Annotated in this window: 23 protein-coding genes and 2 pseudogenes; 12 read left to right on the forward strand and 13 right to left on the reverse strand. The window is 61.6% G+C overall.

Annotation, left to right across the window (positions count from 1 at the left end):
* Nucleotides 1-14 precede the first annotated feature (14 nt).
* A complete protein-coding gene (locus tag ACOJB8_RS13740; RefSeq protein WP_406953544.1) occupies nucleotides 15-1,475 on the reverse strand; it encodes a M20 family metallopeptidase in 1,461 nt (486 codons plus the stop codon).
* A gap of 172 nt (nucleotides 1,476-1,647) precedes the next feature.
* On the opposite strand from ACOJB8_RS13740, the gene ACOJB8_RS13745 reads away from it, so the two are divergent.
* Both ACOJB8_RS13745 and ACOJB8_RS13750 read left to right on the forward strand, forming a co-directional pair.
* Nucleotides 1,648-1,968: a superinfection immunity protein gene (locus tag ACOJB8_RS13745; protein ID WP_069261971.1), complete on the forward strand. Its 321-nt coding sequence runs from the start codon at nucleotides 1,648-1,650 to the stop codon at nucleotides 1,966-1,968.
* Between the two features lie 210 nt (nucleotides 1,969-2,178).
* Complete coding sequence (locus ACOJB8_RS13750) at nucleotides 2,179-2,811, forward strand: LysE family translocator (protein WP_069261972.1); 633 nt, start codon at nucleotides 2,179-2,181, stop codon at nucleotides 2,809-2,811.
* Between the two features lie 89 nt (nucleotides 2,812-2,900).
* On the opposite strand, the gene ACOJB8_RS13755 is transcribed toward ACOJB8_RS13750, so the two are convergent.
* The 7 genes from ACOJB8_RS13755 to ACOJB8_RS13785 all read right to left on the reverse strand — a co-directional run bounded on the left by ACOJB8_RS13755 (nucleotide 2,901) and on the right by ACOJB8_RS13785 (nucleotide 9,927).
* Entirely contained in the window at nucleotides 2,901-3,188 is a 288-nt protein-coding gene (locus ACOJB8_RS13755; protein ID WP_368604817.1) for a YodC family protein, read from the reverse strand.
* Between the two features lie 614 nt (nucleotides 3,189-3,802).
* Nucleotides 3,803-4,369 (reverse strand): carboxymuconolactone decarboxylase family protein, encoded by a 567-nt coding sequence (locus tag ACOJB8_RS13760; RefSeq protein WP_069261974.1) that lies wholly within the window; start codon nucleotides 4,367-4,369, stop codon nucleotides 3,803-3,805.
* Nucleotides 4,370-4,483: 114 nt separating this feature from the next.
* Complete coding sequence (locus ACOJB8_RS13765; protein WP_368604816.1) at nucleotides 4,484-5,830, reverse strand: aspartate aminotransferase family protein; 1,347 nt, start codon at nucleotides 5,828-5,830, stop codon at nucleotides 4,484-4,486.
* A 28-nt stretch (nucleotides 5,831-5,858) separates the two neighbouring features.
* Nucleotides 5,859-6,923, reverse strand: coding sequence for a C45 family autoproteolytic acyltransferase/hydolase (locus ACOJB8_RS13770; RefSeq protein ID WP_368604815.1), 1,065 nt, complete (start codon nucleotides 6,921-6,923; stop codon nucleotides 5,859-5,861).
* A gap of 204 nt (nucleotides 6,924-7,127) precedes the next feature.
* Nucleotides 7,128-7,988, reverse strand: coding sequence for a MurR/RpiR family transcriptional regulator (locus ACOJB8_RS13775; RefSeq protein ID WP_069261977.1), 861 nt, complete (start codon nucleotides 7,986-7,988; stop codon nucleotides 7,128-7,130).
* A 144-nt stretch (nucleotides 7,989-8,132) separates the two neighbouring features.
* Nucleotides 8,133-8,579: a type II 3-dehydroquinate dehydratase gene (locus tag ACOJB8_RS13780; RefSeq protein WP_069261978.1), complete on the reverse strand. Its 447-nt coding sequence runs from the start codon at nucleotides 8,577-8,579 to the stop codon at nucleotides 8,133-8,135.
* A 4-nt stretch (nucleotides 8,580-8,583) separates the two neighbouring features.
* Complete coding sequence (locus ACOJB8_RS13785; RefSeq protein WP_410860102.1) at nucleotides 8,584-9,927, reverse strand: MFS transporter; 1,344 nt, start codon at nucleotides 9,925-9,927, stop codon at nucleotides 8,584-8,586.
* Nucleotides 9,928-10,055: 128 nt separating this feature from the next.
* Here ACOJB8_RS13785 and ACOJB8_RS13790 point away from each other — a divergent pair, with 128 nt between their 5' ends.
* Nucleotides 10,056-10,841, forward strand: coding sequence for an IclR family transcriptional regulator (locus ACOJB8_RS13790; protein ID WP_069261980.1), 786 nt, complete (start codon nucleotides 10,056-10,058; stop codon nucleotides 10,839-10,841).
* A gap of 122 nt (nucleotides 10,842-10,963) precedes the next feature.
* Here ACOJB8_RS13790 and ACOJB8_RS13795 read toward each other — a convergent pair whose 3' ends face one another.
* Entirely contained in the window at nucleotides 10,964-11,596 is a 633-nt protein-coding gene (locus ACOJB8_RS13795; protein WP_475012925.1) for a DUF429 domain-containing protein, read from the reverse strand.
* 71 nt (nucleotides 11,597-11,667) lie between these two features.
* Entirely contained in the window at nucleotides 11,668-12,420 is a 753-nt protein-coding gene (locus tag ACOJB8_RS13800) for an H-NS family nucleoid-associated regulatory protein (RefSeq protein WP_475012926.1), read from the reverse strand.
* Nucleotides 12,421-12,860: 440 nt separating this feature from the next.
* Here ACOJB8_RS13800 and hpnN point away from each other — a divergent pair, with 440 nt between their 5' ends.
* The 4 genes and pseudogenes from hpnN (at nucleotide 12,861) to ACOJB8_RS13820 (ending at nucleotide 18,102) form a co-directional block, all read left to right on the forward strand.
* A complete protein-coding gene (gene hpnN / locus ACOJB8_RS13805; RefSeq protein WP_475012928.1) occupies nucleotides 12,861-15,473 on the forward strand; it encodes a hopanoid transporter HpnN in 2,613 nt (870 codons plus the stop codon).
* A gap of 542 nt (nucleotides 15,474-16,015) precedes the next feature.
* Nucleotides 16,016-17,182, forward strand: a complete 1,167-nt coding sequence (locus ACOJB8_RS13810) for a porin (RefSeq protein ID WP_069261984.1) — start codon at nucleotides 16,016-16,018, stop codon at nucleotides 17,180-17,182.
* Nucleotides 17,183-17,366: 184 nt separating this feature from the next.
* Nucleotides 17,367-17,578, forward strand: a pseudogene (locus tag ACOJB8_RS13815) (AraC family transcriptional regulator); the annotation flags it as partial.
* 89 nt (nucleotides 17,579-17,667) lie between these two features.
* Complete coding sequence (locus tag ACOJB8_RS13820) at nucleotides 17,668-18,102, forward strand: MarR family winged helix-turn-helix transcriptional regulator (protein WP_069261985.1); 435 nt, start codon at nucleotides 17,668-17,670, stop codon at nucleotides 18,100-18,102.
* A gap of 31 nt (nucleotides 18,103-18,133) precedes the next feature.
* On the opposite strand, the gene ACOJB8_RS13825 is transcribed toward ACOJB8_RS13820, so the two are convergent.
* Entirely contained in the window at nucleotides 18,134-18,910 is a 777-nt protein-coding gene (locus ACOJB8_RS13825; RefSeq protein ID WP_475012929.1) for an enoyl-CoA hydratase-related protein, read from the reverse strand.
* A 640-nt stretch (nucleotides 18,911-19,550) separates the two neighbouring features.
* On the opposite strand from ACOJB8_RS13825, the gene dinB reads away from it, so the two are divergent.
* Nucleotides 19,551-20,696, forward strand: a complete 1,146-nt coding sequence (dinB, locus tag ACOJB8_RS13830) for a DNA polymerase IV (protein WP_069261987.1) — start codon at nucleotides 19,551-19,553, stop codon at nucleotides 20,694-20,696.
* 69 nt (nucleotides 20,697-20,765) lie between these two features.
* Here dinB and ACOJB8_RS13835 read toward each other — a convergent pair whose 3' ends face one another.
* On the reverse strand, nucleotides 20,766-22,541 hold the full coding sequence (locus ACOJB8_RS13835; RefSeq protein ID WP_475012930.1) for a phospholipase D-like domain-containing protein: 1,776 nt from the start codon (nucleotides 22,539-22,541) through the stop codon (nucleotides 20,766-20,768).
* A 123-nt stretch (nucleotides 22,542-22,664) separates the two neighbouring features.
* Nucleotides 22,665-22,871, reverse strand: a pseudogene (locus tag ACOJB8_RS13840) (FCD domain-containing protein); the annotation flags it as partial.
* Nucleotides 22,872-23,132: 261 nt separating this feature from the next.
* Here ACOJB8_RS13840 and lhpH point away from each other — a divergent pair.
* From lhpH to ACOJB8_RS13860, 4 genes are all read left to right on the forward strand, one after another.
* Complete coding sequence (gene lhpH, locus ACOJB8_RS13845) at nucleotides 23,133-24,140, forward strand: trans-3-hydroxy-L-proline dehydratase (RefSeq protein ID WP_368604806.1); 1,008 nt, start codon at nucleotides 23,133-23,135, stop codon at nucleotides 24,138-24,140.
* Between the two features lie 194 nt (nucleotides 24,141-24,334).
* A complete protein-coding gene (locus tag ACOJB8_RS13850; RefSeq protein ID WP_069261991.1) occupies nucleotides 24,335-24,640 on the forward strand; it encodes a hypothetical protein in 306 nt (101 codons plus the stop codon).
* A gap of 38 nt (nucleotides 24,641-24,678) precedes the next feature.
* Nucleotides 24,679-24,930, forward strand: a complete 252-nt coding sequence (locus ACOJB8_RS13855; RefSeq protein ID WP_342946052.1) for a hypothetical protein — start codon at nucleotides 24,679-24,681, stop codon at nucleotides 24,928-24,930.
* Nucleotides 24,931-24,986: 56 nt separating this feature from the next.
* Nucleotides 24,987-25,400 (forward strand): H-NS family nucleoid-associated regulatory protein, encoded by a 414-nt coding sequence (locus tag ACOJB8_RS13860; RefSeq protein ID WP_370684246.1) that lies wholly within the window; start codon nucleotides 24,987-24,989, stop codon nucleotides 25,398-25,400.
* Nucleotides 25,401-25,423: the final 23 nt, after the last annotated feature.

Here is a 25,423-nt window from a genome sequence, read left to right on the forward strand (position 1 = left end):
CGCTCAAGGGCAGTTCAAGGCGCGGCGGCGATCACTTCGGCCACCGTGGCCGTGAGCTTCTTCGCGTAGGGCACATGGAGGAACTCGTTCGGCCCGTGCGCGTTGGACTTCGGGCCGAGCACGCCGCACACCATGAACTGCGACTTGGGAAACCCTGCCTGCAGCACGTTCATGAGCGGGATCGTGCCGCCCTGGCCGAGATACGCGCAGTCCGCGCCGAAATGCGTGCGCGAGGCGGCGTTGAGCGCTTCCGAGAGCCACGGAGCGAGTTCCGGCGCGCTCCAGCCGTTGGCCGCGCCCGCGTCCGGCCTGAAGGTGACCTTGGCGTTATACGGCGGATCGAGTTCGAGCAGCGCCTTCAGTTCGGCTACGGCCTTCGAAGCCTCGACTAGCGGCGGCAGGCGCAGCGAGAGCTTGAACGCCGTCCGCGGCCGCAGCACGTTGCCGGCGTCGGCGAGTGCGGGCAGGCCCGCCGCTCCCGTGACCGAAAGCGAAGGCCGCCACGTGGAGTCGAGCAGCGCCTGCTGCGGGTCCGTGGTGGTGGGCAGCACGCGCCGGCCGTCCTGGCCGCACGCCCAAGGCATGGTCTTCCAGACGCTTTCACCAAGGATCTTCGCCGTGGCCTCGGCTTCGCTCAAGCGCTGCGAGGGGATCGCGCAATGGAAACCCTTGGGCAGCAGCGTGCCGCTCGCGGCGTCTTCGAGACGCTCGAAGAGCTGCCGCATCACGCGGAAACTGGACGGCGCAATGCCGCCGTAAGAGCCCGAGTGAATGCCCTCCTCGAGCACTTCGACTTCGAGGTCGCCCGCCACGAGACCGCGCAGCGACGTGGTGAGCCAGAGCTGGTCATAGTTGCCCGCGCCCGAATCGAGACACACGACGAGACCGACGTTACCGAGCCGCTCGCGCAGCGCGTCGACATAAGGCAGCAGGTCGTAGCTGCCCGACTCCTCGCAGGTTTCGATGAGACCCACGCAACGCGGACGCTCGATGCCCTGCGCGTCGAGCGCGGCGAGCGCCGTGACGCTCGCGTAGATCGCGTAGCCGTCGTCAGCGCCGCCGCGCCCGTAGAGGCGGCCGTCTTCGAGCTTCGGCGTCCAGGGGCCCAGGTCGTTGCGCCAGCCCGCGAATTCCGGCTGCTTGTCGAGGTGGCCGTAGAGCACGACCGTCTCGCTGCTACCCGAGCGCGTGGCGGGTACCTCGAAGAAAATCACCGGCGTGCGATTGGGCAGGCGCACGATCTCCAGCTTCAGGCCGCGCACCGGCTGCTGTTCCGCCCACTTCGCGGCCTCCTGCACGACGCGCTCGAGATAGCCGTGCTGGGCCCACTGCGGATCGAATGCCGGGCTCTTGGCCGGCACCGCGATGTAGTCGGTCAACGCGGGCACGATCTCGTCATGCCATTTGCGTTCGACGAAGGCGCGCAGTTCGTCGTGGTCGAGTTGACGGGTGGCCTCGGACGGGTCGGAGATCATGGTGTGGGTTCCCAGCGATGAAAAACCCGATGATAGACCCGAACCCCCACCGGCCGACACCCCTCGCGCCCGGTGATGGCCGTCCGGCCAGGGCATGGCGTGCGCTCAGGGCCAATCCGCGCGACAATGATCGTTCGGGCATATTCCGCCCTTTTTTCTGGAGAATGGAAATATGGTGAGCCGTTCCGTCTTCGAGATCATCGTTCTCGCAGCGGTGGTCGCGCTCTACTTTCTCCCAGCGCTGATCGCCGACAGGCGTCAGCGTCACGACCTGCTGGTCATCGCAGTCTTCAATGCCGTGCTCGGCTGGACACTGCTCGGCTGGCTGCTGGCGCTCTTCTGGGCGCTGCAACCGAATCCGCCGAAGGATCTCGGCGGCCAGACCAGGATTCGCAGCCGCCGGCTGGGGATGCTGCTCTTCTCGCGCCGGCTCGACGACCGGGTCCAGGCGCGCGAAACCCGCGCCACTGAGAGCAAGCGCTCGCCGCATTGAGGCCGTCGCGGCTTATCCGTTTGGCCAACGTTTCAGGCCATGGCGCGCAAGCGCTGCCGTCGCATGAAATAATCACCGGGAATCAAGCTGCGTTGGCCGCGCCGTTTTGATCGTTCTATATCAGGCTGAAGCGCACAGCGTTGTGCCCATCGCTCGAGTCGCCTTCACACTCATCAGCAACCCACGCAAACATCAACACGGAGCCTCGTCATGCCCCACGCCGCCCCGCTGCTCGCCTTTGCCGCCGTCGCACTCGGCATGGCGCTCACGCCCGGACCCAACATGATCTACCTGATCTCGCGCTCGATCTGCCAGGGGCGCAAGGCGGGCCTGATCTCCCTGGGCGGGGTCGCGCTCGGCTTCGTGTTCTACATGCTGTGCGCCGCCTTCGGCATTACCGCGTTGCTCATGGCCGTGCCGTTCGCCTACGACGCGCTGCGCCTGGGCGGCGCGCTCTATCTGTTCTGGCTCGCGTGGCAGGCACTCAAGCCCGGCGGCCGCTCGCCGTTCCAGGTGCGCGAGTTGCCCGCCGACCGCCCGCGCAAGCTCTTTCTGATGGGGTTCGTCACGAACCTGCTGAATCCGAAAATTGCCATTCTGTATTTGTCGCTGCTGCCGCAGTTCATCGACCCGCATCACGGGAGCGTGCTCGCGCAGTCCATCGTGCTCGGCAGCGTGCAGATCGCGCTTTCGATCAGCGTGAATGCCGCCGTGGCGATGACGGCGGGCACGATTGCAGCGTTTCTCGGCGACCGGCCGGGCTGGCTCAAGCTTCAACGCTGGCTCATGGGTACGGTGCTGGCCGGCCTCGCCGTACGTATCGCCGCCGAAGGCCAGCGCTAAAGCAAACGGCCGGGCGCATCCGGCCCGGCCGCTACTTCATCGTATTTGACGCGCCTGTGGCGCGTGTGCAGTCTGCGTGGGTCTACGCCTCAGACCCTGCCGATGGCCCTTCCGCCAGCCGGGCTGCGCATCTTGACGAACGCCGCGGGAATCGAGCGCGGTTCGATCTGCACCATGTCCTGAGCGAACATGTCCTGGCGCAGTTCGCCTTGCTCGTCGAACCACTGGCAGATCAGCCAGTGACCGCTGGCAAAGCCAACCGAACCGGCATACATGACGGTCATGCGCGGACCGCCCGATTTCAGGGTGACAACGTCGCCAATTCCGGCCATGGCAGCGAGCGGCTTTTCGGCTACGTCGATGGTCGTATCAAGCATGATGTGCCCCGTTAAAAAAGTCGCACAGAGAAAAAACCCGGGCGGGCTAGCCCCTGGCTCCCGCCCGCCCTTTCGATAATCAGAATGGGACGGTCATTAATAAGTTCGGCAAGACTAACAACTCGAATTAATGCGCGCAAGCGGTTTCCATTAAACCTGCTGAAAACCCTGTTATTCGAAGCACGCCCAAACCCCCGTTTAATCCCTTCCCGCACAATTTACGCGGAAAGCCGTACATGGCTGGAAAAAGCTACCGGGCAAGGTTTCCCCCGAAACAGTCATATTATTTCGAATCCACAACCAGAAAATCCCGCAATGCAGCGGCAATAAACATGGCACACGGCAACTGCATTAACGATTTCGTCCAAAAACCGGAAGCCCTGCCAGAGCGAATGGAAACGATTTCTACGCGGATAAACCGTCCGTTCGATTAATTCGCCCACGCCGCACTTGAACTGTTCTCCTGGGGGGAAATCCTCATGTTTTACCGATGCCCTCAAAATTCTGCTGTTGAAATACGGTTGTCACTTAAATGGAATTGCAGTGCGGTGCAAAAAAATGCCCCATCCGGCAAAACCGGATGGGGCTGCGCGCGCAGGACGCGGTCAGTCCGCTTATTCGGCAAACGGCAAGGTCGTCTGGCCTTCCGCGCGCATGGCGAAGACATTGAGCGTCATTGCGACGAGCGCGTAGTAGCCAAGCAGCCCGACCAGGTTGATCGTGGTTTCGTAGCCAAAGCGCTCGACGGCACGCGCGTAGGTCGCGTCGGACACACGCTTCGCGTCGTACAGCTCGGTCGTGAACGCGTAGATCAGCGCGTCGTCGGGCTCGTCGAACCGGGGCGCGACGCCCGTGCGGATCTGCTCGGCCAGCACCTCGGGCACGCCAGCCTTCAGGGCGATGGGATAATGGATGTACCACTCGGCCTGCGCCTGCCAGCGCGCGGCCGTGACGAGAATCGCCAGTTCTGAGAGGCGCAGCGACAGGCCTGTCTGGTAACGACAGAACGCCCCAAGGCGCTGCGCATGCTGCGCCAGTTCCGGGCTGTGGATCCAGCCGAGGAACGGACCGTTGAGGTTGCCGCGCGGACCGGAAAGGATCTCGTCCAGCACCGCCTTCTGCTCCGGCGTCGCTTGGGCAGCGTCGAAAGCGGGAAGCCGCGAGGTCGGGTTTTGCGTCATCAATGGACTCCGTTGGAGGTTATGACCGGCGCGCGCGACCGATTGCGGTCGCCGCGATCTCGGCCGCCGCTAGCGGCGGACAGTTAGTTGCACTTCAACTCCATACAGCGAAGCTTACGCCGGGCGCGCCACGCCCGTTACGTCGAGCGCACCGTCGACGGCCGCGGCAAGCCGCTCGACGATCGAGTCGATGTTCTGCTCCGTGCAGATGAAAGGCGGCGCGAGCAGCACATGATCGCCGTTGCGGCCGTCCACGGTGCCGCCCATCGGATAGACCATCAGGCCGCGCGCGAACGCCTCGCGCTTGATCGCCGCATGCAGCTTGAGCGCCGGGTCGAAGGTGGCCTTCGTGGCGCGGTCCTTCACCAGCTCGACACCGACGAACAGGCCGCGGCCGCGCACATCGCCCATGTACGGATGGTTCGCATAACGCTCGCGCAGACGCGCACGCAGTTGTTCGCCGCGGGCGAGCACGTTGTCGAGCAACTTCTCCTCGGCGATCACGCGCTGCACTTCGAGCGCCGCCGCGCAGGCCGTGGCGTGGCCGATATACGTGTGGCCGTGCTGGAAGTAGCCGCTGCCGCCCACGATCGTCTCGTAGATGCGCTGGCTCACGAGCGTCGCGCCGATCGGCTGGTAGCCTGCGCCCAGGCCCTTCGCGATCGTCAGCAGGTCCGGCGCAACGCCGTCCTCTTCGCAGGCGAACAGATGGCCGGTGCGGCCCATACCCGACATGATCTCGTCGAGGATCAGCAGCACGCCGTAGCGGTCGCACACCGCGCGGATCTTGCGGAAGTAGTCGCGCACGGGCGGCACCGCGCCGGCCGTTGCGCCCACCACGGTTTCCGCGACGAAGGCCGCAACCGTTTCGGAACCGAGTTCGAGAATCTTCTGCTCGAGTTCATCGGCGAGGCGCTGCGCATAGGCCTCGTCGGTCTCGCCTTCGTGGCGCTCTCGGTACGCAAAGCAAGGGCTCACGTGATGCGATTCGATCAGGATGGGCAGGAACGGCTCGCGGCGCCACGCATTGCCGCCGATCGCGAGCGCCCCGAGCGTGTTGCCGTGATAGCTCTGCCGGCGCGCGATGAAGTGGCGGCGCGCAAGCTCGCCCTTCTCCACGAAGTACTGGCGCGCGAGTTTGAGCGCGGCCTCGATCGCCTCCGAACCGCCCGACACGAAGTACACATGGTCGAGCCCCTTGGGCGCCGCGGCGATGAGGTGATCGGCGAGTTGCTCCGAGACCTCGGTCGTGAAGAAGGAGGTGTGCGCGTACGGCAGTTGCTGCGCCTGACGCTTGATCGCGTCGATCACGCGCTGGTTGCTGTGGCCGAGGCATGAAACCGCGGCGCCGCCGCTTGCGTCGATGTAGCGCTTGCCGGTGGAATCGACGATTTCGATGCCTTCGCCTGCCACCGCGACGGGCAAGCTTTGCTTCGGCATCCGGTGAAACACCTTGGTCATATGTGTCCTCGATGAAGTCCGTGAATATTTAGCGGTTCGCGCCGTCTGCATCGCGCGCGTTCGAATCGATAAAGCGGCCAAGCACGCGCTCGCCGCCCTGCCAGACGTCGAACGCCACGCCGCGCGGCTCGACGCGCATGCAGGCGGTGGCGAGCGTGTTCTCGTCGTCGGGGTCGTGCGGATCGTCGCGGAAGATCGGCAGGCCGGCGCCCGCGCGATCCTGCAGCACCTGCACGAAAGCCGCGCCGTCGGGCTGCGCGCCAAGCGCGGGCAACAGCTCGGCGAGACGGGTCTGGCGATCGCGCGACGAGTCGGTGACGATCTGCGCCTCACGCTCGCAGCCCGAGTGAATGAGGTGATTCGCGTGTCCCGAGGGCGCGCTCACTTCGCGCGCCGAAGCGCGCTGCGCAGTGGCTTCGACGCTAACCACACGCACCTCGCCCGCCTCGTCGGTCCCGCCGATCGTGTGGTGGAAGCCGCTCGCGCGCGGCGTGTCGCGCAGCAGCGCGAGGGCTTCTTCCAGCGTCGCGCAATCGAGCACGGCGCGCGCCAGGATCATGCGCGGCACACCCACGCGCGGCTCGCGGATGCGCACGTTGTTGATCGCTTGCGCAAGTCCCGCACGCGTAGCTGCGAAGGTATGCCCCGGCAGCGAGCCCGGATAGTAGAAGCTGAGGAAACCGGGCTTTCCGTCGGGTTCGACCTCGACCACGCTGCAGTGGCCATGCAGCCAGGGGTCGCCGTCTTCGTTGTGCGCGATCAGGCCCACACCCGGCGTGCGCACCGCGAGCGTCGTGCAGCCGTCCGGTGCGTGGTGGATCAGTTCACCGCGGCAATTCCAGAGGAACAGGTCTTCCGCGGACCAGTCCAGCGCCTGCGCCATTGCGTCGATTTCCGCGACATAGGTCGGAAAATACTGTGCGGCTGCGGCGCGCAACTGCTGCGCAAACGCACTGCCGCGCCAGCGGCTCACCGCCCGCCAGGCGCTGCTTTGCGCCATGTAATCCGCAAAGATCGGCTTCACGTGTGCGCCGAGCTGCCGGCCGATCGCCTCAGGCGAACCGGCCACGCGGATAGTCTTGAGTTCCTGCATCTGTTTCTCGCTTTTGCTACCGGTATGGGTCTACCTCTTCCTATAGTGCGCTTTATACGTCACCGCAACATATGTTGTCAAATTAAAAATCGATCACAACAAATGCGATGGAAACGTGCAAAGCAAAGCCGGATGCCTGCTCACAACGACATCCGGCTGCGGGAAAACAGGCGCGAAATGGCGCGGAAATGCCGGGGGTGGCGCTCAGGGCACGTAAGCGCCGCGTGCGTTCAAGGAACGCTCGGCCTGTTCGAGCTGCGCGATCGCGCCCGAGCCTTCGAGCGCCAGCAGATGGGCGACGAGCGACTCGGCCAGGGCCGTCGCAGCGACGAGCGAAGGGAAAAACGATGGGCTTTCGTGCGTGAAGATCAGCGCCTTGTCGGCGTTCAGCGCAATGGGCGAGACGGCGCTGTCGGTAATCGCGATCAGGCGGCTGCCTTTGGCGAGCGCGGCCTCGGCCACGCGCACCGCCTCGACCGAATACGGTGCGAAGCTGACAACAATCGTTGCGCTGTCGCGCTCGATGCCGAGCAACTGCATCTCCAGCGTCCCCGCCTCGCCGCCCAGCAAGGAAACCGAAGGCCGGAACAGGCGGTATCCGTAGACGAGCCCGAACGCCACTGCATAGCACGAGCGAAAGCCCGCCACGTGCACATGCTTCGCGCGACGCAACACGCGCGCCGCCTCGACCATCGAGCGGGTATTGTGCGCGGCGCTCGCCTCCAGATTGTGCTGTTGTGCCACGAGCAGGTCGCGCGCGAGGCCGTCCTTCGCATTGCCCGCCACGAGCGAGCGGGCCCGCGAGGAAAGCGGCTCCGGCCGCGTGCGCACGCGCGCGACGAACAGGTCCCGCAGCTCGTTCCAGCCCGGAAAGCCCAGTTGCTGGGAAAGCCGCACGAGCGAAGCAGGCTGCACGCGGGCGCGCTCGGCCACTTTGCGCATCGACGAAACGGCCACTTCGTCGGGATGGTCGAGCAGGAAGGCAGCGCCGGTCTGGAACTGCGGGCTCAAATCGGAGAAACGCGCGCGGATCAGCGCGGCGAGCTGGTCGAAACTGTCTGGCATGCGTCGCTCTGGCAGTGGGTGACAACAAATGTTACCACCGGTGTTGCCGGATGTTGCAAGTCGGGACAGATGACGATGTCGCGCATGCCGACGGACGCGGGCTCCATCCAGGCGCCCGCGTGCTTCATACATCGAAGAGTCGGTTCAAGCCTGTTTGCCCCACAGATCGTCAATCGCTCGGATCGCGAGCAAGTATCCGTTCGCTCCTGCCCCGCAAATTACCGCGGTGGCCGCCACCGAAATCGTCGAGTGACGATATTCTTCCGAGCGTTGGTGAATATTGGTGATATGCAATTCCACGACTGGCCGGCGGATGAGCTTGACTGCGTCGAGCACCGGAATCCGACCGAATGAAAAGCCGGCCGGATTGATGATCAGCGCGGCGTCCTGCAGGAATGCTTCCTGAATCCAGTCGATCAACTCGCTTTCGCTGTTCGTTTGACGAAATACGCAGTCGAACTTGAGCGCGTCGGCCAGCGTGAGGCAATTCTGTTCGATGTCCTTCAGCGTAGTGCTGCCATAAAGATGAGGCTCCCTCGCGCCCAGCATGTTCAGGTTGGAACCATTGAGGATGTAGAGTTTGCGCGTCATGGTGTCAGTGTGTAGAAGAGCGTTCGAGGACCGTGTCCTTGGTTTCCCGGGACATTGCGATCATCAGGAAGGAGATCAGGTTCAGCGAGCCGCAGACCGCTACGATGGCCCACGGGGAACCGTGAAAGGCATTGAGCAGCGCCACGGCAACGATAGGCATCGGGCCGCCGGTGAGCAGGTTGGCGCCCGAATACGACAGTGCGGACCCTGTGTAGCGCGCCTCGGTCGGGAATGACTCGGCGAACCAGACTGGCTGGATGCCGCTCTGGAACTGTGTAAAGCCGAGGAACGCGCCCATGACTGCCATCGTCATCGCGATCGAGTTGTGGTTGAGGATTGGAAAGTAAATCAGGCAGCAGATCAGCGTGCAGGCCGAACCGATCATCAGCGCACGTTTGCGTCCGATCCGATCGCTCAGATAGCCGCCCGCCAGCGCGCCCACGATGGCGCAGACATTCGCCACCATCAACAGCATGAAACCGGTCTGCTTAGGTACGCCGAGGTGTTTCGTCAGGTAGCTGAGCGAGAAGACCACGATCAGATAAAACAGCGCGGCCGGGCCGCAGAAGAACAGCGTCAGGCGCAGCGCGGTGCGCCAGTGATATTTGAAGACCGTGCCGAGCGGATTGGCGGCGCGTGTGGATTCGCCAGTCCTCTTGAGCACCTCGAACGCCGGTGTCTCGCTCACCTTCCTGCGGATGTAGATGCCCAGTAGCACCAGAACGAAGCTCGCGAGAAACGGCACTCGCCAGCCCCAGGTATCGAAGTCGTCCGATGAAAGCAACGCGGCCAGCGTAAAGAGCGAAAAGTTGGCGAGAATCTGGCTGAGTGGCGAACAAATGCCAAGCAGACCTGAATACCAGCCGCGTCGGTTGGCAGAGGCATGCTCCACCGCCATCAATTGCGCGCCCGTCGATTCGCCGCCAAGCGCGAAACCCTGAATGATGCGTAGCGACACCAGCAGTGTCGGCGCGAGGATGCCAACCTGGTGGTAAGTGGGCAGCAAGCCCATCAGGAACGACGACGCGCCCATCACCGATACGGTGATCAGCATCAGTTTGCGGCGTCCCCAACGGTCACCGAGCATCCCGCAGATCACCGCGCCGAGCGGGCGGGCGGCCAATCCAGCCCAGAAACTCGCCAGCGACGCGAGCAGCGCAGCAGTCGGGTCGAGCGACGGAAAAAACAGCTTGGGAAAGATCGTGGCCGCGACGACGCCATACAGCGCAAAGTCGAACCATTCGAGCGCTGTACCGACGGTTGCCCCCGCTACCGCCCGACGCGCCATCAAGTGAGCTTGCGCGGACCGCCCTTCCCCGGCGAGGTCCGAATCAGCAAAAAATGACATGTTGTCTCCTGGATTCTCGATATGGCGAAGCGTTCGTTTCTGGCGACGAACAGGTGCTATTGTTTGCGCTGGACAGGCGGGGCGTTCCGCACCGGAACTCCATTTCATAATATGGAAGTTGGCGAAAAATGTCGCTTAGAAACGGCCTGAGAATTCTCGATCTGCTGGCGTCGCAAGGCGAAGGTGCAGGCCTCGCGGCTATTGCCGATGCCTTGTCTCTGCCGCGCAGCACCTGCCACCGCCTGCTCGCCGAACTCATCGAAAGCGGGTATGTCCGGCAACGGGTCGATCACAGCCGCTACATCCTTACCATGCGCATGACGTCGAACGGACTCGAATTCCTGAGCCTCACGGGCATCGCGGACATCGCCCAGCCGATCATCGAACGCGTCGCTGCCCAGACAGGCGAACTCGCGCGACTGTCGCTGGTGGATGGCGAAGCGATCATCTGGGTCGGGAAGGCGGACGGACAGCGCACCGGCTTCCGCTACGATCCCGACATGGGCCAGGCGGCACGACTTTCATGCACGTCGACCGGACATGCATGGCTCATGACGATGACCGATGAACAGGCGGCCTCGCTGGTCTTGAAGCAAGGCTTCGGACAGCCGAATGAGTTCGGACCCAATGCGCCGACGACACTAAAAGCGCTGTTGGGTTTCGTGCATGCTGCGCGCGTGCGTGGCTACGCGATGATCGACGAGGTGTTTGCCCCGCGTATGTCGGCAGTGGCGGCGCCCGTGGTGAACGGTTCGCGCTGCGTCGGCGTCATCAGTGTTGCCGGTCCCCGGGTACGGCTAACGACCGGGAAGATTCACGAGTACTCTGGACTGCTACGCGAGGCGGCCAATGAACTGGCCCAGTTGAGCAATATGGCGGGATTCTCACGTCGGCCGCCGCTCGGAAAGGGGTGAGGGTGCAGAATCCAGTCAATAGCTGTGATTGCCCTTGTGACAACTGCAGTGGCACATAACGCACGGCAAGCCAACTGCAACGCGTTCCCGCACGGCGGCACGGTTTCAGCGTCAATACGTGTTCAAGGCAGTGGAATCGGAACATGAATGTAACCACCTTTCACGTCGCCGTAAGCATATGTGCGCCCTTCGACCAGGTATCTCGCGGTCAGCGCACACAGCGCGGCATCGAAGTCGTCAATCGATTTCAAGCCAGAGGCGTCGATCATAGCGCTTTCCAGTACTTCGGGCCGCTGCCGGCGCTTCTCCTTCGCAGACGTCCCCTCCTTGCCGCGGAGAGCGCAAGTCACGGCATGGGGAAATGTTTCGAAGCTAACACGCCCGCCCTGGAAATCGCGAGATGACAGTAGCGGATAGTCGGAAGAAAAGACTTGGTAAATGGCTTCTCCGTTGAACATCCACCGGTAGAAGCGCCCAGGATTCTCATCGGCCCGCTGTCGGGTTGGCGTGGCGAAGGAAAAGATGCGTTGCCGCGCAAGTTCCCGTTCCGCACGCCGCCCTTTACGTTCGATACCCCATTGGCATGGAGCATCGATCCCGACGGCCTGCACGCCGTACTCGAGGCAGGCTCGCAGCATCTCCTGCGGGGTTATGGTATCGGCAGGCCGGAAAGCTCGACTGCCCTCCAGAATGACCAGATGGCAGCCCTTCTTGTCACCGCCTACGTCGATGCCAGCAACCGTCCGTGTGTTCAAGCGGTCCCCGCCACGAGTAACAAGCGCTGAACCGGGCCGGAAGCAGGCTTCCGGAGCCCGGTGTGCGCAACTCAGGCCGCAGCGGCCGTGCTCACAGCTTCAGTGCCCGCCGCAGGCGCGGCAACTTCGACGGGCGCCGTTGATTTCACCACAAGCTTCGGCGCACGGGCCTTGCGGACGGCCGGCGATTTCGCCGCTGCGCCGTTCTTCGGCGCAGCTTTGCGTGCCGGCGAAGATACCTTCTTGACAGCAGCCTTTTTCGATGCAGCGTTCTTTTTTGCGGCGGCCTTCTTCGCTGCCGGCGCCTTGGCTGTCTTCACTACAGGCTCGGCCTTTTCAATCAAAAACTTCGACCGGTCCTTCGCGCCAGCGAGCCATGCCGGTGCGATGCCACGACCGGACCACGTCGCACCGGTTTTCGGGTCGCGATATTTCGGCGGTTGCGGCCCGCGCACGTAGTTACCTGCCTTGGGCGCCTTCACTGCAGCAGCCGGTTTCGGCGCCGCGCCTGCAATCAGGAACTTGCTTCGGTCCTTGGCGTTTGCAATCCACGCGGGAGCACGACCATGGCCGGTCCAGGTCGCGCCAGTTTTGGGATCGCGATATTTCGCTGCCGACGAGCCCTGCTTCGCGGCAACGGCCTTTCCCGGCTTGCGGCCGCGCCGCTTGCCGACAAATGCCTCGATGTCGGCAACCGTCACGGCATGCTTGTCCATCAGGCCGCGAATCTTCTCGAGTACCGCCGACGATTTCGTCGTTACCAGCGATTCTGCCTGAGCCTGCAGCTTTGCGATTCTTGCCTGAATCGATTGGAGCGTAGCCATTCGTGGATTTCCTTTGATAAGTTAGTTTTTTCCACTATGCCACATCGAACGACGAATACAACATTTGGTGTCGAATTAGTTTGCGCGAGGCACTGAGAAACATTACTTTCTATTTCAAAATCGGTAAGTCGTCTGACTTCCAGTCAGGAAACGCGAGTAAAAGCCATGTCAGCGGCTACGCCTGTCTGATTGCGCTGCCGCAAGACTCACGCACGATGAGCGGAACCGCCATCATCGAATGCAACTCGTCGGGGCGTTCGCCAGCCCGATTTCCTCAGTCAACGTTAATTCAATTCGGCTGATCCATGCCGCGACTCGTGCGTGTACGCAAGCCGTTCAATTGCGATATCGACGGATCGGCACCGCTTCGGCCACGTGCGGACACGTTCCGGATAATTACGCTAGACTGGGATGTCCGTCGCGCCTGAACCTTCGCCATCATGTCGTCGGTTGCCCGTCTTGTTTCATGGTCCATCCGTCACCGGATCAGCGTGATTGCGCTATCGCTCGTCCTCGCGCTGCTGAGCGGTTACTACGTCTCCCATCACTTCAAGATCAACACGGCTACGGACCGGCTACTGACTGTCGACAAGCGGTGGGACAGCTTGTCCAGGTCGCTGGATCGCGCCTTTCCGCAACGAGGGGGCTCCATTCTCGTCGTGGTGGAATCGAGTGCGCCGGAATTCGCCGACACCGCCGCCAGCGAGCTTGCCACTGCATTGCGCAAGGACACGCACCGGTTCGTTGCGGTAACGCAGCCGGGTGCCGGTCCCTTCTTCGAACACAATGGGTTGCTTTTTCTGTCGTTGCGCGACGTGCAGTCGACGACATCGCAGTTGACGCAAGCGCGCCCGTTGCTCAACGCGCTCTCGCATGACCCCAGTCTGACCGGTCTCGCCAACTTGCTGACGACGACCCTGCTTTTGCCGCTGCAAATCGGGCGGGTCAAGCTGGAGCAGATGGCTCCGCTTCTCGGTCAAAGCGCGGACGTCATGGACCGCGTGCTAGCGAACCAGGCCGCCGCTTTTTCGTGGCGGTCGCTGATGGATTCCCACGCGACGTCACCTGCGCGCGCATTCGTACTCGTGCAGCCCGTGCTCGATTACGCATCGCTGAGGGCAGGCGGCAACGCATCGGCATTGATACGCGACACGGCGGCCTCGCTGCATCTCGATGCGAGATTTGGCGCACGCGTGCGCCTTACCGGCGAGCAACCGCTCGCCGATGACGAATTCGCATCGGTGCAGGACGGTGCGGCATTGAACGGCGCCGTGACGCTTCTCGTCGTACTCGGCATTCTCTGGGTGGCGCTTCGGTCCGCCAAACTGGTACTGGCCGTTTTTATCTGCCTCGTCGTCGGGTTGCTCATCACTGCAGCTTTGGGACTAGTGATGGTGCACGCCTTCAACATGATCTCGGTCGCGTTCATGGTGCTATTCGTCGGCCTGGGCGTCGACTTCGGTGTGCAATTCACCGTGAGATATCGGGAAGAGCACTACAAGGACAGTCGTATCCCCGTCTCATTGATGAGTACGGCAAATACGCTAGGCGGTCGCCTGTCCCTCGCCGCGATTGCCGTCGCCGTTAGCTTCTTTTCGTTTATTCCGACTGCTTATCGCGGCGTGTCGGAACTGGGCAAGATCGCCGGAGTGGGAATGATCGTCGCCTATTTCACCAGTGTGGCGCTCTTGCCCGCGCTCATCAGCGTGCTGCGGCCAGGAGACGAAAAAGTGTCGCCGGGCTTCAGGCGGCTTGCCGGAACCGACGACTTTCTCGACAGGCATCGCAAAGCCATGTTGGCCGTGGCGGCCGTTGCCATTCTCGGCGCGTCGCCCTTGCTGCTGCACCTGCGCTTCGATTTCAATCCACTGCATCTCAAGGATCCACGCACGGAATCGATGGCAACCCTGCTCGCACTGAAAGACTCGCCCGAAATTGGCATCAACAATGTGCGCGTCATGGCGAATTCCTTGAGCGAAGCCGATGCGATCGCCGCCCGCTTGTCAACGCTGCCGCAGGTGGGCAGAACGGTCACGCTCACCACTTTCATTCCGACTGACCAGGCAGAGAAACTCGCCGCAATTGCAGACGCTGCCCGTGTATTGAACCCCGTCCTGGCGCAGACGCCCGCGCCGCCGGCAAGCGACGCCGTTCGCGTCGACGCCTTGCGTCGTGCGGCGAACCAGCTCTCGCTTGCCGCAGAGGATCACCCCGGGCCCGGCGCCGCCGAGGCGAGGCGACTGTCACACGTGCTGACCCGTCTGGCCGACGCGCCGAGCACGACACGCGATCGCGCCGACCATGCGATGACGGCACCGTTGAAGATCGCGCTCGCGCGATTGGTTGCGCTTCTCGATCCTGCCGGGATCACACGCACCAATTTACCGCCCGGGATCGTAAGAGACTGGGTCGCCGCCGACGGCAAGGCAATCGTCGAAATTTCTCCCCGCGTCCCGAGCGGTATCGACCCCAATGATGACGCGATGTTGAGAAGCTTCGCCAACGCAGTGAGTTCTGCGGAACCGAATGCGATCGGCGGTCCGATCTCGATCCTGTACTCAGCTAACCTCGTCATCAAGGCATTCCTTCAGGCGAGCGGATACGCCCTGGTAGCGATCGTCGTCATCTTGTGGATCGCGCTGCGCCGGGTCGACGACATCCTTCGAACCGTTGTGCCGTTGCTCGTTTCCGCGCTTTTGACACTCGAATTGTCTGTAGCGCTCGATCTGCAGTTGAACTTCGCGAACATCATCGCGTTGCCCCTCATGCTTGGCGTAGGCGTCGCATTCAAGATCTACTATGTGATCGCCTGGCGAGGTGGCGCAACACGGCTGCTGGAATCCAGCCTGACTTATGCGGTTGTGTTCAGCGCAGCGACAACGGGCGCAGCGTTCGGTAGCTTGTGGTTCTCACATCATCCCGGGACATCGAGTCTGGGTGCTCTGCTCGCGTTGTCGCTGGTGTCTACACTGATTGGCGCGGTGGTATTTCAGCCCGTGCTGATGGGACGGCCTCGCGCAGCACAGTTCAAAACGCTGGCGTCAGCAGACTGATACCGCGCCTGTGCGGAACTTGAAACCTGGCATCGTTACGATCGCTAGCGTTTCCCTGCACCCTGCAACGCTTCGAGCAAGCTTCGGGCGTCGTGCTCTCCGCCGTAGAGATGACCGTTGATAAACAGCGTGGGTGTGCCATGCACCCCACTCCGTATGCCACTCACGAAGTCGCTCTGAATGCGCTCGTCGTTACGGCCGCTGAACGCAGCAGTCAAACTGTCAGGAGGAAGACTCCGTTCCTCAGCGTACTGCGCGATGTTTGATCTCCAGGGACCGCTGATTCTCGTACAAGATAGGGTCACAGAATGTTTCGGCCGGACGTCGAACCCTGTCGCCTCCGGAAAGCGCCCACCATCCGCTGTTGCCGATCTGGCACGAAGTCCATCGATCGCCCGCCGCACAAGGCATTGGGCCTTTTGTTACGTTTTCGCGACAGTCTTTTTTTTTTCGTTTCGTGAGTTTGCAGGACGTGCCGTATCCTCCGGCGCGCAGTAACGAATAAACCAATCCAAAAGATACTCAGGGACACTGAATTACAGATGAAGAACATCACCATCAAGGCAACGGTTACCGCTGTTGCCGCTTTCGCCGCATCCTCGGCAGCAATGGCACAGTCGTCGGTCACCCTGTACGGCATGCTGGACGCAGGTATCAGCTACACCTCGAACGTCGGTGGCCACTCGCTGGTCGGCCTCGTTGGCGGCGCCTCGGGTTCGAACAAGTGGGGCCTCCAGGGTCAGGAAGACCTCGGCGGCGGCCTCAAGGCGGTCTTCAAGCTCGAAAACGGTTTCAACATTGCCAGCGGTGGCATCGGCGGCCAGGGCCCCATCGGTTCCTCGCGTTCGCTGTTCAACCGCCAGGCCTATGTAGGCCTCACGTCGGACCAGTACGGTACCCTGCGTATGGGTCGCCAGATCGACGCCGTAACGGAAATGGTTCAGGGCCTGACCGGCGACGCCGTTTCGGCGTCGACATTCTCGACCCCGGGCGACGTGGACAACAACGACAATACGACGAACCAGAACAACGCCGTCAAGTACATTTCGCCGATTTTCCACGGCTTCCAGGCTGAAGGCGCGTACTCGTTCGGCGGCGTTGCCGGTGCGATGGGTTCGGGTCAATCGTGGTCGGTGGCTGCGGACTACGCTCAAGGTGGTCTGACGGTCGCTGGCGGCTACTTCCATGCTGCAAACCAGGGTGAGAACGGCTGGCAGAACGCAACGGCACAACCGTCGTTCGGTGGTGCGCTGGGCTATCCGAGCTCGGGCTACTACGGTGGCAATGCGTTCAAGAGCGCGGGCATCGCTCAAATCGCTGGCCAATACGAGTTTGGCCGGTACACGGCTGGCCTTCGGTACTCGAACGCTCAATACGAGGGCAACGACGGCCAGGCGTCGATCCACTTCAACGTAGTGGGCGCCCTTCTGCAGTACCAGGCAACCCCGGCGCTGTCGCTGGCTGCTGGGTACACGTACGTCTACGGTTCGGCAGCCACGCCTGCGCAAGCCGCTGAAGGCCGCACGATGGCTTCGATCAACCAGGCCTCGCTGGGTGCTACGTACGCGCTGTCGAAGCTCACGTCGGTATACGTCATGGGTGCCTACGTTCATGCTCAGGGCGCTCAGGCTTCGGCTGCTGACTTCGGCAACACGGCGTCGGGCGGCAACCAGGTTCAAGCCAACATTGGCATGTACCACCGGTTCTAATAGCAGGTTCAGAAGCTCGGGGTCGTGGACGCATTGCCCCGACAAAGAAATCCTGGCTAGTGAATTGCACCCCAAGAGTTGGACGTCGATCCAATCTTTGGGGTGTTTTTTCATTCATGATCGGCCCTGCCAGACGCATTTCGTCATCCCGCGCGCCGTTCAATAGCCGCCGTCGCCAGTCCATGCTGCGCTGATGTCTCAACTCCGGCTCGACCCAACGCGCCAGCTGCTCGGAGCACGTGCTCCGCCACGCTGATACTCGCGAAGCTGGGCCTGCTGCAAGGCGTTCCCGCATGCACGGACCTCACCACCACGCCGTGGGTCCAAGAGGCGGGTGTACCCGTGCTCAATCAGCCGTTCGTGGCCAGTGGGATTGTCGCGACGGCCGCAAGCCATTGAACGTCTTCGCGCCCTTTCGAAAGGGTCGATCACCGCATGATATAATTCGCACGCGAACTAAATCGCACAATGTTATCTGCGCGGAAATGAAACATCGCCTCGTCTATCTATTGAACGTCGGACAGCGCCGGCTGCAACGGTGGTCGCAAACACGCGCGGCCGGAGGCGGCGTCACAGCAGCCCAGGCCGGGCTGCTGTTTTTTTTGGGTGATCGCAACGGCGCACTCATGAGCGAAGCCGCTGCTGCGCTGGATCTGGGCGCACCAGGCATGAGCGGTCTCGCTGACCGGACAGAAAAGGCAGGGTTGATCGAACGTCGGGCTGACGAGACCGATGGCCGGGTGTCGCGCCTGTGGTTGACGCAAGCAGGACGTACCGCGCGCCAAAAGTCGAAGCTTCGCATGAAAGACTTGAACGCCCGATTGACCGAAGGATTTACGGAAGCGGAGATCGACGTCGTAGCGCGGTGGCTGACCAGCCTGCAGACCAGGTTTCCGCTCGCCGAAGACGGCGACGCGTAACCTCGACCGTGGCCGGCCAGCAAGGCACTGGCTAGTGCCGGGCAACCTTCGCGAAGTCCGGCTTGCGCTTCTCGGCAAAGGCCGCGAATGCCTCTCTTGCCTCGGCGCTCGTCAGCCGCTCCTGAAACTTCGCGCTCTCGCTGTCCATTTGCGCAACCAGGGTTTCGGCTTCGCGCATCAGCTTTTTCATGGCGCTCAGTGAACCGGCCGGCTTGGCGGCGATTCTTTCCGCCATCCTGCGTGCGTCGTCGCGTAGTTGATCCTTTGCGCAGACCTTGTTGGCGAGACCCCACGCGACAGCGGTTTGCGCGTCGAGCGGCTCGCCCAGCGCAAACATCTCGAACGCCCGCACGTGGCCGACGCGCAGCGGAAGCAGGTAGCTGGACGCCGCCTCGGGGACGAGCGCGAGATTGACGAACGGCGTGATCAGTTCTGCGTCTGGCGCGAGCAGGACGTAGTCGCAGTGCAGTAGAAGCGTCGTGCCAATACCGACCGCCTTGCCCTGAACCGCCGCGATGATGGACACGCTCGACTTCGCCAGGGCGTGCAAAAAGCGATGCACGTGTCGCTCACTGGGCCCCTTCCCCGATGCAATGGCTGCGAACTCGCCCACATCGTTGCCCGCGGTGAACATGTCTCCGTCCCCTTGCAGCAGCAATACGCTGACATCGCTGTCGTGCTCCGCATTCTCGATGATGTCTGCCAGCGTGCCATACATCTCGTTCGTCAATGCATTCTTCTTGTCCGGTCGGGCCAGCGTAATCGTCAGAATGCCATCGGCTTGTTCGACGTGAATCTCCGCGCTCATGTGCTCTCCTGAAATTTAGTTTGCATGCGAAGTATATAGGTAGTTCGCATGCAAAGTAAACCGGACGGTCGATGCCATGTAATTCGGGGCCTGCTCGCGAACCCTCGCTCCTGAAGACGTTTGAAGGCGGAATCAGTAGCGGACCAGAATTCGACCAGGTATTCCATTCGCGACGTCGCGCCACTCCTCGCGCGCACCCAAGCTCCGTAGCATTGAAGCATTACCAAACAGACAAGCAACCGGAGGACTGAACATGCTTATTCTCACCGCTGTCGTCGTGATCGCCGCCGTGGCGATCTGGAGCGTCTACCGGCGTTTGCACCCGCGCCAGGACTGAAACATGACAGGCTGCTCCACCAGCCTGTTCGCAACAGCCCGCCGCATGGCGGGCTTTTTTTGGATTCCACAGTCAGAGCGGCGGCGTCCGCGGAAGAGCCGTTTGCGAACATCTCCGCACTCAAAAAAATATCTCCGAATCAGCTCCAGTATCCTGACAAAGTGACTGTATAAATGTACAGTTCCATTCAATTTTCCACAGGACGCACGGTGCCGTCGTCCCGCTGCTCCTGCCGCCATACCCGATGATGAGTAGCGTGCCGGTCGCGCGGAGCCATCGAGAGCTATTTTTGAGTACCAAGGCATGCCAGATGATCGGCGCATAGCCCACATCGACATGGACGCATTCTTTGCGTCGTGTGAACTTTCGCAGTATCCGGAGCTACGAGGCCAAGCCATGGTGGTTGCTGGCCGTCGCTCGGATACGCCCCGAACGAAGCCGGACGGCACTCGCGAATTCTCGCGCCTGCGCGACTATGTGGGCAGAGGTGTCCTGACGACCGCGACCTACGAGGCTCGCGCGCTCGGCGTTCATTCCGGAATGCCCGCCATGAAAGCCGCCCGGTTAGCGCCAGATGCGATTCTCCTTCCAGTGAATTTCGACCTCTACCGAACGTACTCGCGACTGTTCAAGGATGCCGTCCGGTCAATCAGTTCGAACATGGAAGACGTTGGAATCGACGAGGTCTACGCAGACGTTTCACTCACGAATGGCGATTCGGAGGCAATCGCGCGCAAGTTGAAATCCGCCGTCTTCGAAGCAACCAATCTCACATGCTCCGTCGGTATCGCGCCAAACAAGCTGCTCGCCAAGCTGTGCTCCGATATGCAAAAGCCGGACGGAATCACAATCCTGACGCCGGAGGACGTGCAATCCAGGATTTGGCCAATGGCCGCAAACAAGATCAACGGTGTCGGCCCCAAGGCGGCCGCCAAGCTTGCGTCTTTTGGAATCACGACCATCGGTGAGATCGCTGCGCGCGACGAGCACTGGCTCATCGAAAACTTCGGACGAAGCTACGGGGCGTGGCTTCGCAGAGTTTCACACGGACTAGATGACAGGCCGGTGGTGACGTATAGCGAGCCCGTCTCGATGAGTCGCGAAACCACATTCGAGCGCGATCTGCACGCGGTGCGGCATCGACAGGAACTGGGCGCAGCGTTTACCCGCCTATGCGAACAGGTGGCGCTCGACCTCCAGCGAAAAGGCTATCTGGCCAGGAAGATCGGCATCAAGCTGCGCTTTAATGACTTCAAGACTGTCACGCGTGACGTCACGCTTCCTGAGCCTATTGATGACGCGAAAGCATTGCGGCGCGCGGCGACTGAGTGCCTGAAAAGAGTCGAACTCGTCAAATCCATCAGGCTGCTAGGGGTGAAGGCCGGCAACCTCCAACACACCGGAGAAGCTTCCAGTAACGAGTCGCCTCAGTTCACGCTGGATTTTTAGCCGGCAACGCGCAGCCGCCTCGTCGTGCGAGGCGTGCGCGGTGACTTCGCAAACACAGAAGCGAATGCATCAACTGGCCGGCTCCGATGCCAACGCAATCCGCGCCTTCTCCTCCGGACTATTCGCCTTGTAATACTTGTCGGCCCACTTGCGGTCGGGCTGCAGCAACAGCCGTTGCACGGTTCTATGCTGCTGCTCCTCGATGCCAACGGCGCGCGCACGATAGTGCTCGTACAACCGCATGAATTCAGCGAGGTAAATGGCGGCGATTCGCTTGTCTTTTATTTCGAGCAGATTCTCGTCGTTGAAATGCTCGGAGTTGTTGCTCATGTTGGCCGAGCCCGTGTAGACAATCGGATTGTCTCCTTCGGCGTCGATGACGATGAACTTATGGTGGATGATGACCGGCGCGTAACTGGGCGCGACTTCGCCGGGAAAGAGGCGGAGCTCGGGTTCGAAACCTTCAGGCACGGTCGCCGGGGAAAAGTACGATGCATCGATGACGTCGCGGTTTTCCCTGCTTCGATGATAGAGCGCGAGGTTTGCCAGCGCAGTCGTACTCACTGCCTCTCCCGCTTTTTGCGCCTCTTGCGCATTCTCAGCGGACTTTCCGCTGATATTGTTGACGAGGCCGAACATCATGAGCCCCTTGTCGCCGGCGGCAAAGCAGGCGTCGCGAAGCGGTTCGTCTGTCGGCATGAAGAGGCAGAACAAAACCGAATGCTGCGCCTTTCCTATCGCTTCGACGATGGTATCGATCTGGGTACGTCTGGTTTTCGTTTCCGGAGAGAAGCAAACGCGCACGGCTGCGCTTCCCACCGTCACGGAATCGGACCAGCCATTCGTGAGTTCGGCGGTCTGGTTGATCGGCGGATTGCCGGCGATGGCTTTCGTTCTGTCGTCGTACAGTTTCGCGAGGTCTGCCGAATCGAACAGATGAAGTACGTTGGCCTGCTCCGTAATGCCTTCTGTCGTGAAATTCGCAGAACCCGCAACCACGAATGCCGGGTTGCCTTGCCGATCGCCCCTATCCGTCACGATGAGCTTGTCGTGCATGATGTGCGTCTTGTCACGCGGGCAGAACGTCACGACGTTGCCCAGTTCATCGACCGTGGGTTGATTGGGCGATGCAGCGGGCGCTTTGCCTTTTTCGCGAACCCGATGCGAGTCGTATACGACGGCGACATTGGCTTTGCCGTGAGCGGTTCCGAACTCCTTGAACGCCGGGATCGCCCAAAGCGGGTCGGTCAGGTGATAGACGGCTGCTGCAGCGCGCGACGCGTCCTGGAATATTTCCTTGAACACGAGCTGCATATCGTTGGCGAGCCACGTACGAAGTTCAAACGCCTGTGCGGCCGGCGGCGCGGTATGCGGATCGATTCCCATCGCCTTCACTTGTCGTGCGAAAGCCTGCGAGCTCACCACCGCGCGGTTGAACCAGGTACCCACGCCGTCTTCGATATGCGCCGGTAACGTGACCTCACACGAACTCGCCTCTGCGTTCAGCACATTCAGATTGTCCGGCGTACCGACTACCGGGTAGATGGTGTACCTGAATTGCTTGCCTCTGTCGGCTTCCTCGATGCGCGCGTCCCACCACATGAATTTTTGAATCGGCGCGATATTCGAAGGCGCATCGGGTTTCCCGTCCGGCACGGGCCCCTTGAACGTGATTCGATTAGGGAGCCAGCTGCTCGTCTCATGGCATTTACCGTCCGGGCTAGTGAAGCCCGGGGCGCGTTCAATAGCGAAACCGAGGAAGTCGGCACGTGTCGCACCGTCCGGCCAGTCGAGCGCGAGTAAAACCAGCGTCGGGGAGAGATAGCTGCGGACCTTCGTCGACATCGTTCACCTCTGCTGTATTAGCCAAGGGCCCCAGTTTCAACCATCAGTTTGTTGAAACGGTGAACGAAGCATGTTGCCTGGATGTCGTTTCGATGACGCTGCCGGGAGCCGCAATAAAGTCACTTACTGCGGCGTGATATCTCTTTGCACCCGATGAATATGCCGCTCGACATAGAACGCCGCCGCATCGGCGTCTCCACAGACAATGGCTTCGTAAATCAGACGATGCTCGGCAACGTACAGCCGAATGCGAGCCGGGTCGTCAATCCCATCGTCCTTGAGTCGCTTGCACAGCGACTGGCCCATGGTCGATGCAATTTCTTCCGCGAGCGGTCATCGTGAGTTCTCGGTGCGCCTTGAGTTGTTCTCAAACATACCACTTTCGCGACCACTCCTGCTGGCCTTGGCGGCATGTTCATGCGAAGAAACCAATTTTCCGGACCTGACGAGACTTTTTGGTCTAGTTTAAGTCCACATTGACACATTTCGTGCTATCCACCACAAGTGGTATAGATTGGTTCCACATTGCGCCCGAGAAATGGACGGCCTGCCGGTTCCGTACGGCCAGTGAGTCAATAGCGTAAAAACATCATGAAGACTACTCGCACCATAACGACCGTCGAAGTGCATACCGGCGGCGAAGCGTTCCGTATCGTCACCAGCGGATTGCCTCGCCTGCCCGGCGACACGATCGTGAAGCGTCGTGCGTGGCTCAAGGAAAACGCCGACGAAATCCGCACCGCGTTGATGTTCGAGCCGCGCGGTCACGCCGATATGTACGGCGGCTATCTGACCGAACCGGTCAGCCCGAGCGCCGACTTCGGCATCATCTTCCTTCACAACGAGGGCTATAGCGACCACTGCGGACACGGCGTGATCGCGCTGTCCACCGCAGCGGTCGAGCTTGGCTGGGTGCAGCGCAGTGTTCCGGAAACGCGTGTCGGCATCGACGCTCCCTGTGGCTTTATCGAAGCCTTCGTTCAATGGGATGGCGAACACGCGGGCAACGTGCGATTCGTGAACGTCCCCTCGTTCATCTGGAAGCGCGATGTGACTGTCGAGACGCCGTCCTTCGGTACGGTGAAGGGCGACATTGCTTTCGGCGGCGCGTTTTATTTCTATGCTGACGGCCAGCCACATGAGCTCGCCGTGCGCGAGTCGTCGGTCGAGGAACTCATCCGCTTCGGCGCAGAGGTGAAGGAAGCCGCGAACAAGGCCTACCCTGTCGAGCATCCCGAGATTCCCGAAATCAACCACATTTACGGGACCATCATCGCCAATGCACCGCGGCACGAAGGCTCGACGCAAGCCAACTGCTGCGTGTTCGCGGACCGCGAAGTGGACCGCTCACCGACCGGTTCCGGCACGGGTGGACGCGTCGCCCAGTTGTACCTGCGTGGCGAACTCGGCAAAGACGAGACCCTCGTGAACGAGTCCATTATCGGCACGGTTTTCAAGGGACGCGTGCTCAGCGAAACGACCGTCGGCGACTTCGAGGCAGTGATTCCCGAAGTCGAAGGCAACGCGTTCGTGTGCGGCTTCGCGACCTGGATCGTAGACGAGCGCGATCCGCTGACATACGGATTCCTTGTCCGCTAGCCCCTCTTCCTCTTGGTACCTGGCAGCCCGGAACGCTGTGAATTGAGAGTCCGCGCTTTTTTTACAAATCGGAACATGCGAAATAACGCGCCGTTACGAAAATCGCACGGCCGTTGCACCTGTGTCCGGGCTCGCCGCCTACACTCCGAACCGTGCTCACCAGAAACGCACGACAGGTGCGAAGGAGTAGTGAAATGAAAAGGACGATTCTCGGCGTGGTACTGGGCGCGGCCGCACTGGCTGCTTCGAGCGCAGCGTTTGCGCACGTCGATCTGGCCGTGGGCGTCGCACTGCCTGGCGCCGCCTACGCTCCGGCTCAGCCCGTGTACGTTGCTCCGCCGCCTGCCGCCTATGCGCCTCCTCCGGTCGCGGTGGCCTGGCGCGGCGACGACGACTGGCGCGCGCGTCAGTGGCGGGAACACGAATGGCGGGAGCACGAGCGTCGCGAACACCAATGGCGTGAGCGCGAGTGGCACGATAATGGCCGCTGGGGCTATTGAGCCGGTTCCAAAGCTAATATTTCACACAAGTGTTTATCATGAACGTCAATAATCGAATCAGGGTGCTTGCCGCGGCGGCAACTTTAGGCCTCGCGGCAGCCAGCAGCGCACATGCCGCCGGCTGCCTCAAAGGCGCTGTCGTGGGTGGTGTAGCCGGACATTATGCGGGCCACCACGCCGTTGCTGGCGCCGTTGGCGGCTGCATCGTGGGGCATCACGTTGCGAAAAAGCATGCGGAGGAACGGGCCGCAGAACATCAAGCCGAGCGCGCCCAGAAGCTCAACACCTGATTCCCGCCGGACCTTTCGCGACAGCCGCCGGGGACGCCTATTCAAGCTGTGATATCGTGGCGGCACGCGACTTGCGCTATATTCTGCTCAAGAGTTGCATTCAGAGCGAAGCACAACTAGAAATGGACGAACGAAAACGCGAAAGCATCGTGGCCTATCTGCGGCGTCGGATGGCCGAATATGGTATTGAACCCGAAGATGTTGCTGCGTCAATGGCAGCAGACGCCGCGCAAATGCGCGCCGCCCGTTACCGGGATGCGGCTGGCCACACGTGGGACGGCAAGGGCGACGCCCCGCGGTGGGTGGTGCAGGCGACAAGCGCGGGGCAGTCGCTCGAGCATTTTGCAGTCGGCGAGGCGGCTGAACCTGAACAGCAATCAGTGAAAGCCCCAAGCGTGGACTGGCGACAGGACCCATTTGCCGGCAGCCGCCTGGCAAAAGTCAGAACAGAGCACTCCGGCGCCGCCTGAAAGCATGACGGGTTAAACGCCGC

Source organism: Paraburkholderia sp. BR10141, assembly GCF_056155635.1.

Excerpts from the sequence above, each read along its gene's own strand:
- ACOJB8_RS13760 (WP_069261974.1), bottom strand. The coding sequence starts at position 4,369 with ATGACGCAAAACCCGACCTCGCGGCTTCCCGCTTTCGACGCTGCCCAA.
- ACOJB8_RS13855 (WP_342946052.1), top strand. The coding sequence starts at position 24,679 with ATGAACGTCAATAATCGAATCAGGGTGCTTGCCGCGGCGGCAACTTTA.
- ACOJB8_RS13825 (WP_475012929.1), bottom strand. The coding sequence starts at position 18,910 with ATGAGCGCGGAGATTCACGTCGAACAAGCCGATGGCATTCTGACGATT.
- ACOJB8_RS13835 (WP_475012930.1), bottom strand. The coding sequence starts at position 22,541 with ATGTCGACGAAGGTCCGCAGCTATCTCTCCCCGACGCTGGTTTTACTC.
- ACOJB8_RS13755 (WP_368604817.1), bottom strand. The coding sequence starts at position 3,188 with ATGCTTGATACGACCATCGACGTAGCCGAAAAGCCGCTCGCTGCCATG.
- ACOJB8_RS13750 (WP_069261972.1), top strand. The coding sequence starts at position 2,179 with ATGCCCCACGCCGCCCCGCTGCTCGCCTTTGCCGCCGTCGCACTCGGC.
- ACOJB8_RS13745 (WP_069261971.1), top strand. The coding sequence starts at position 1,648 with ATGGTGAGCCGTTCCGTCTTCGAGATCATCGTTCTCGCAGCGGTGGTC.
- ACOJB8_RS13850 (WP_069261991.1), top strand. The coding sequence starts at position 24,335 with ATGAAAAGGACGATTCTCGGCGTGGTACTGGGCGCGGCCGCACTGGCT.
- ACOJB8_RS13740 (WP_406953544.1), bottom strand. The coding sequence starts at position 1,475 with ATGATCTCCGACCCGTCCGAGGCCACCCGTCAACTCGACCACGACGAA.
- ACOJB8_RS13785 (WP_410860102.1), bottom strand. The coding sequence starts at position 9,927 with ATGTCATTTTTTGCTGATTCGGACCTCGCCGGGGAAGGGCGGTCCGCG.
- ACOJB8_RS13810 (WP_069261984.1), top strand. The coding sequence starts at position 16,016 with ATGAAGAACATCACCATCAAGGCAACGGTTACCGCTGTTGCCGCTTTC.
- ACOJB8_RS13780 (WP_069261978.1), bottom strand. The coding sequence starts at position 8,579 with ATGACGCGCAAACTCTACATCCTCAATGGTTCCAACCTGAACATGCTG.
- ACOJB8_RS13770 (WP_368604815.1), bottom strand. The coding sequence starts at position 6,923 with ATGCAGGAACTCAAGACTATCCGCGTGGCCGGTTCGCCTGAGGCGATC.
- hpnN (WP_475012928.1), top strand. The coding sequence starts at position 12,861 with ATGTCGTCGGTTGCCCGTCTTGTTTCATGGTCCATCCGTCACCGGATC.
- lhpH (WP_368604806.1), top strand. The coding sequence starts at position 23,133 with ATGAAGACTACTCGCACCATAACGACCGTCGAAGTGCATACCGGCGGC.
- ACOJB8_RS13790 (WP_069261980.1), top strand. The coding sequence starts at position 10,056 with ATGTCGCTTAGAAACGGCCTGAGAATTCTCGATCTGCTGGCGTCGCAA.
- ACOJB8_RS13820 (WP_069261985.1), top strand. The coding sequence starts at position 17,668 with ATGAAACATCGCCTCGTCTATCTATTGAACGTCGGACAGCGCCGGCTG.
- ACOJB8_RS13800 (WP_475012926.1), bottom strand. The coding sequence starts at position 12,420 with ATGGCTACGCTCCAATCGATTCAGGCAAGAATCGCAAAGCTGCAGGCT.
- ACOJB8_RS13775 (WP_069261977.1), bottom strand. The coding sequence starts at position 7,988 with ATGCCAGACAGTTTCGACCAGCTCGCCGCGCTGATCCGCGCGCGTTTC.
- dinB (WP_069261987.1), top strand. The coding sequence starts at position 19,551 with ATGCCAGATGATCGGCGCATAGCCCACATCGACATGGACGCATTCTTT.
- ACOJB8_RS13765 (WP_368604816.1), bottom strand. The coding sequence starts at position 5,830 with ATGACCAAGGTGTTTCACCGGATGCCGAAGCAAAGCTTGCCCGTCGCG.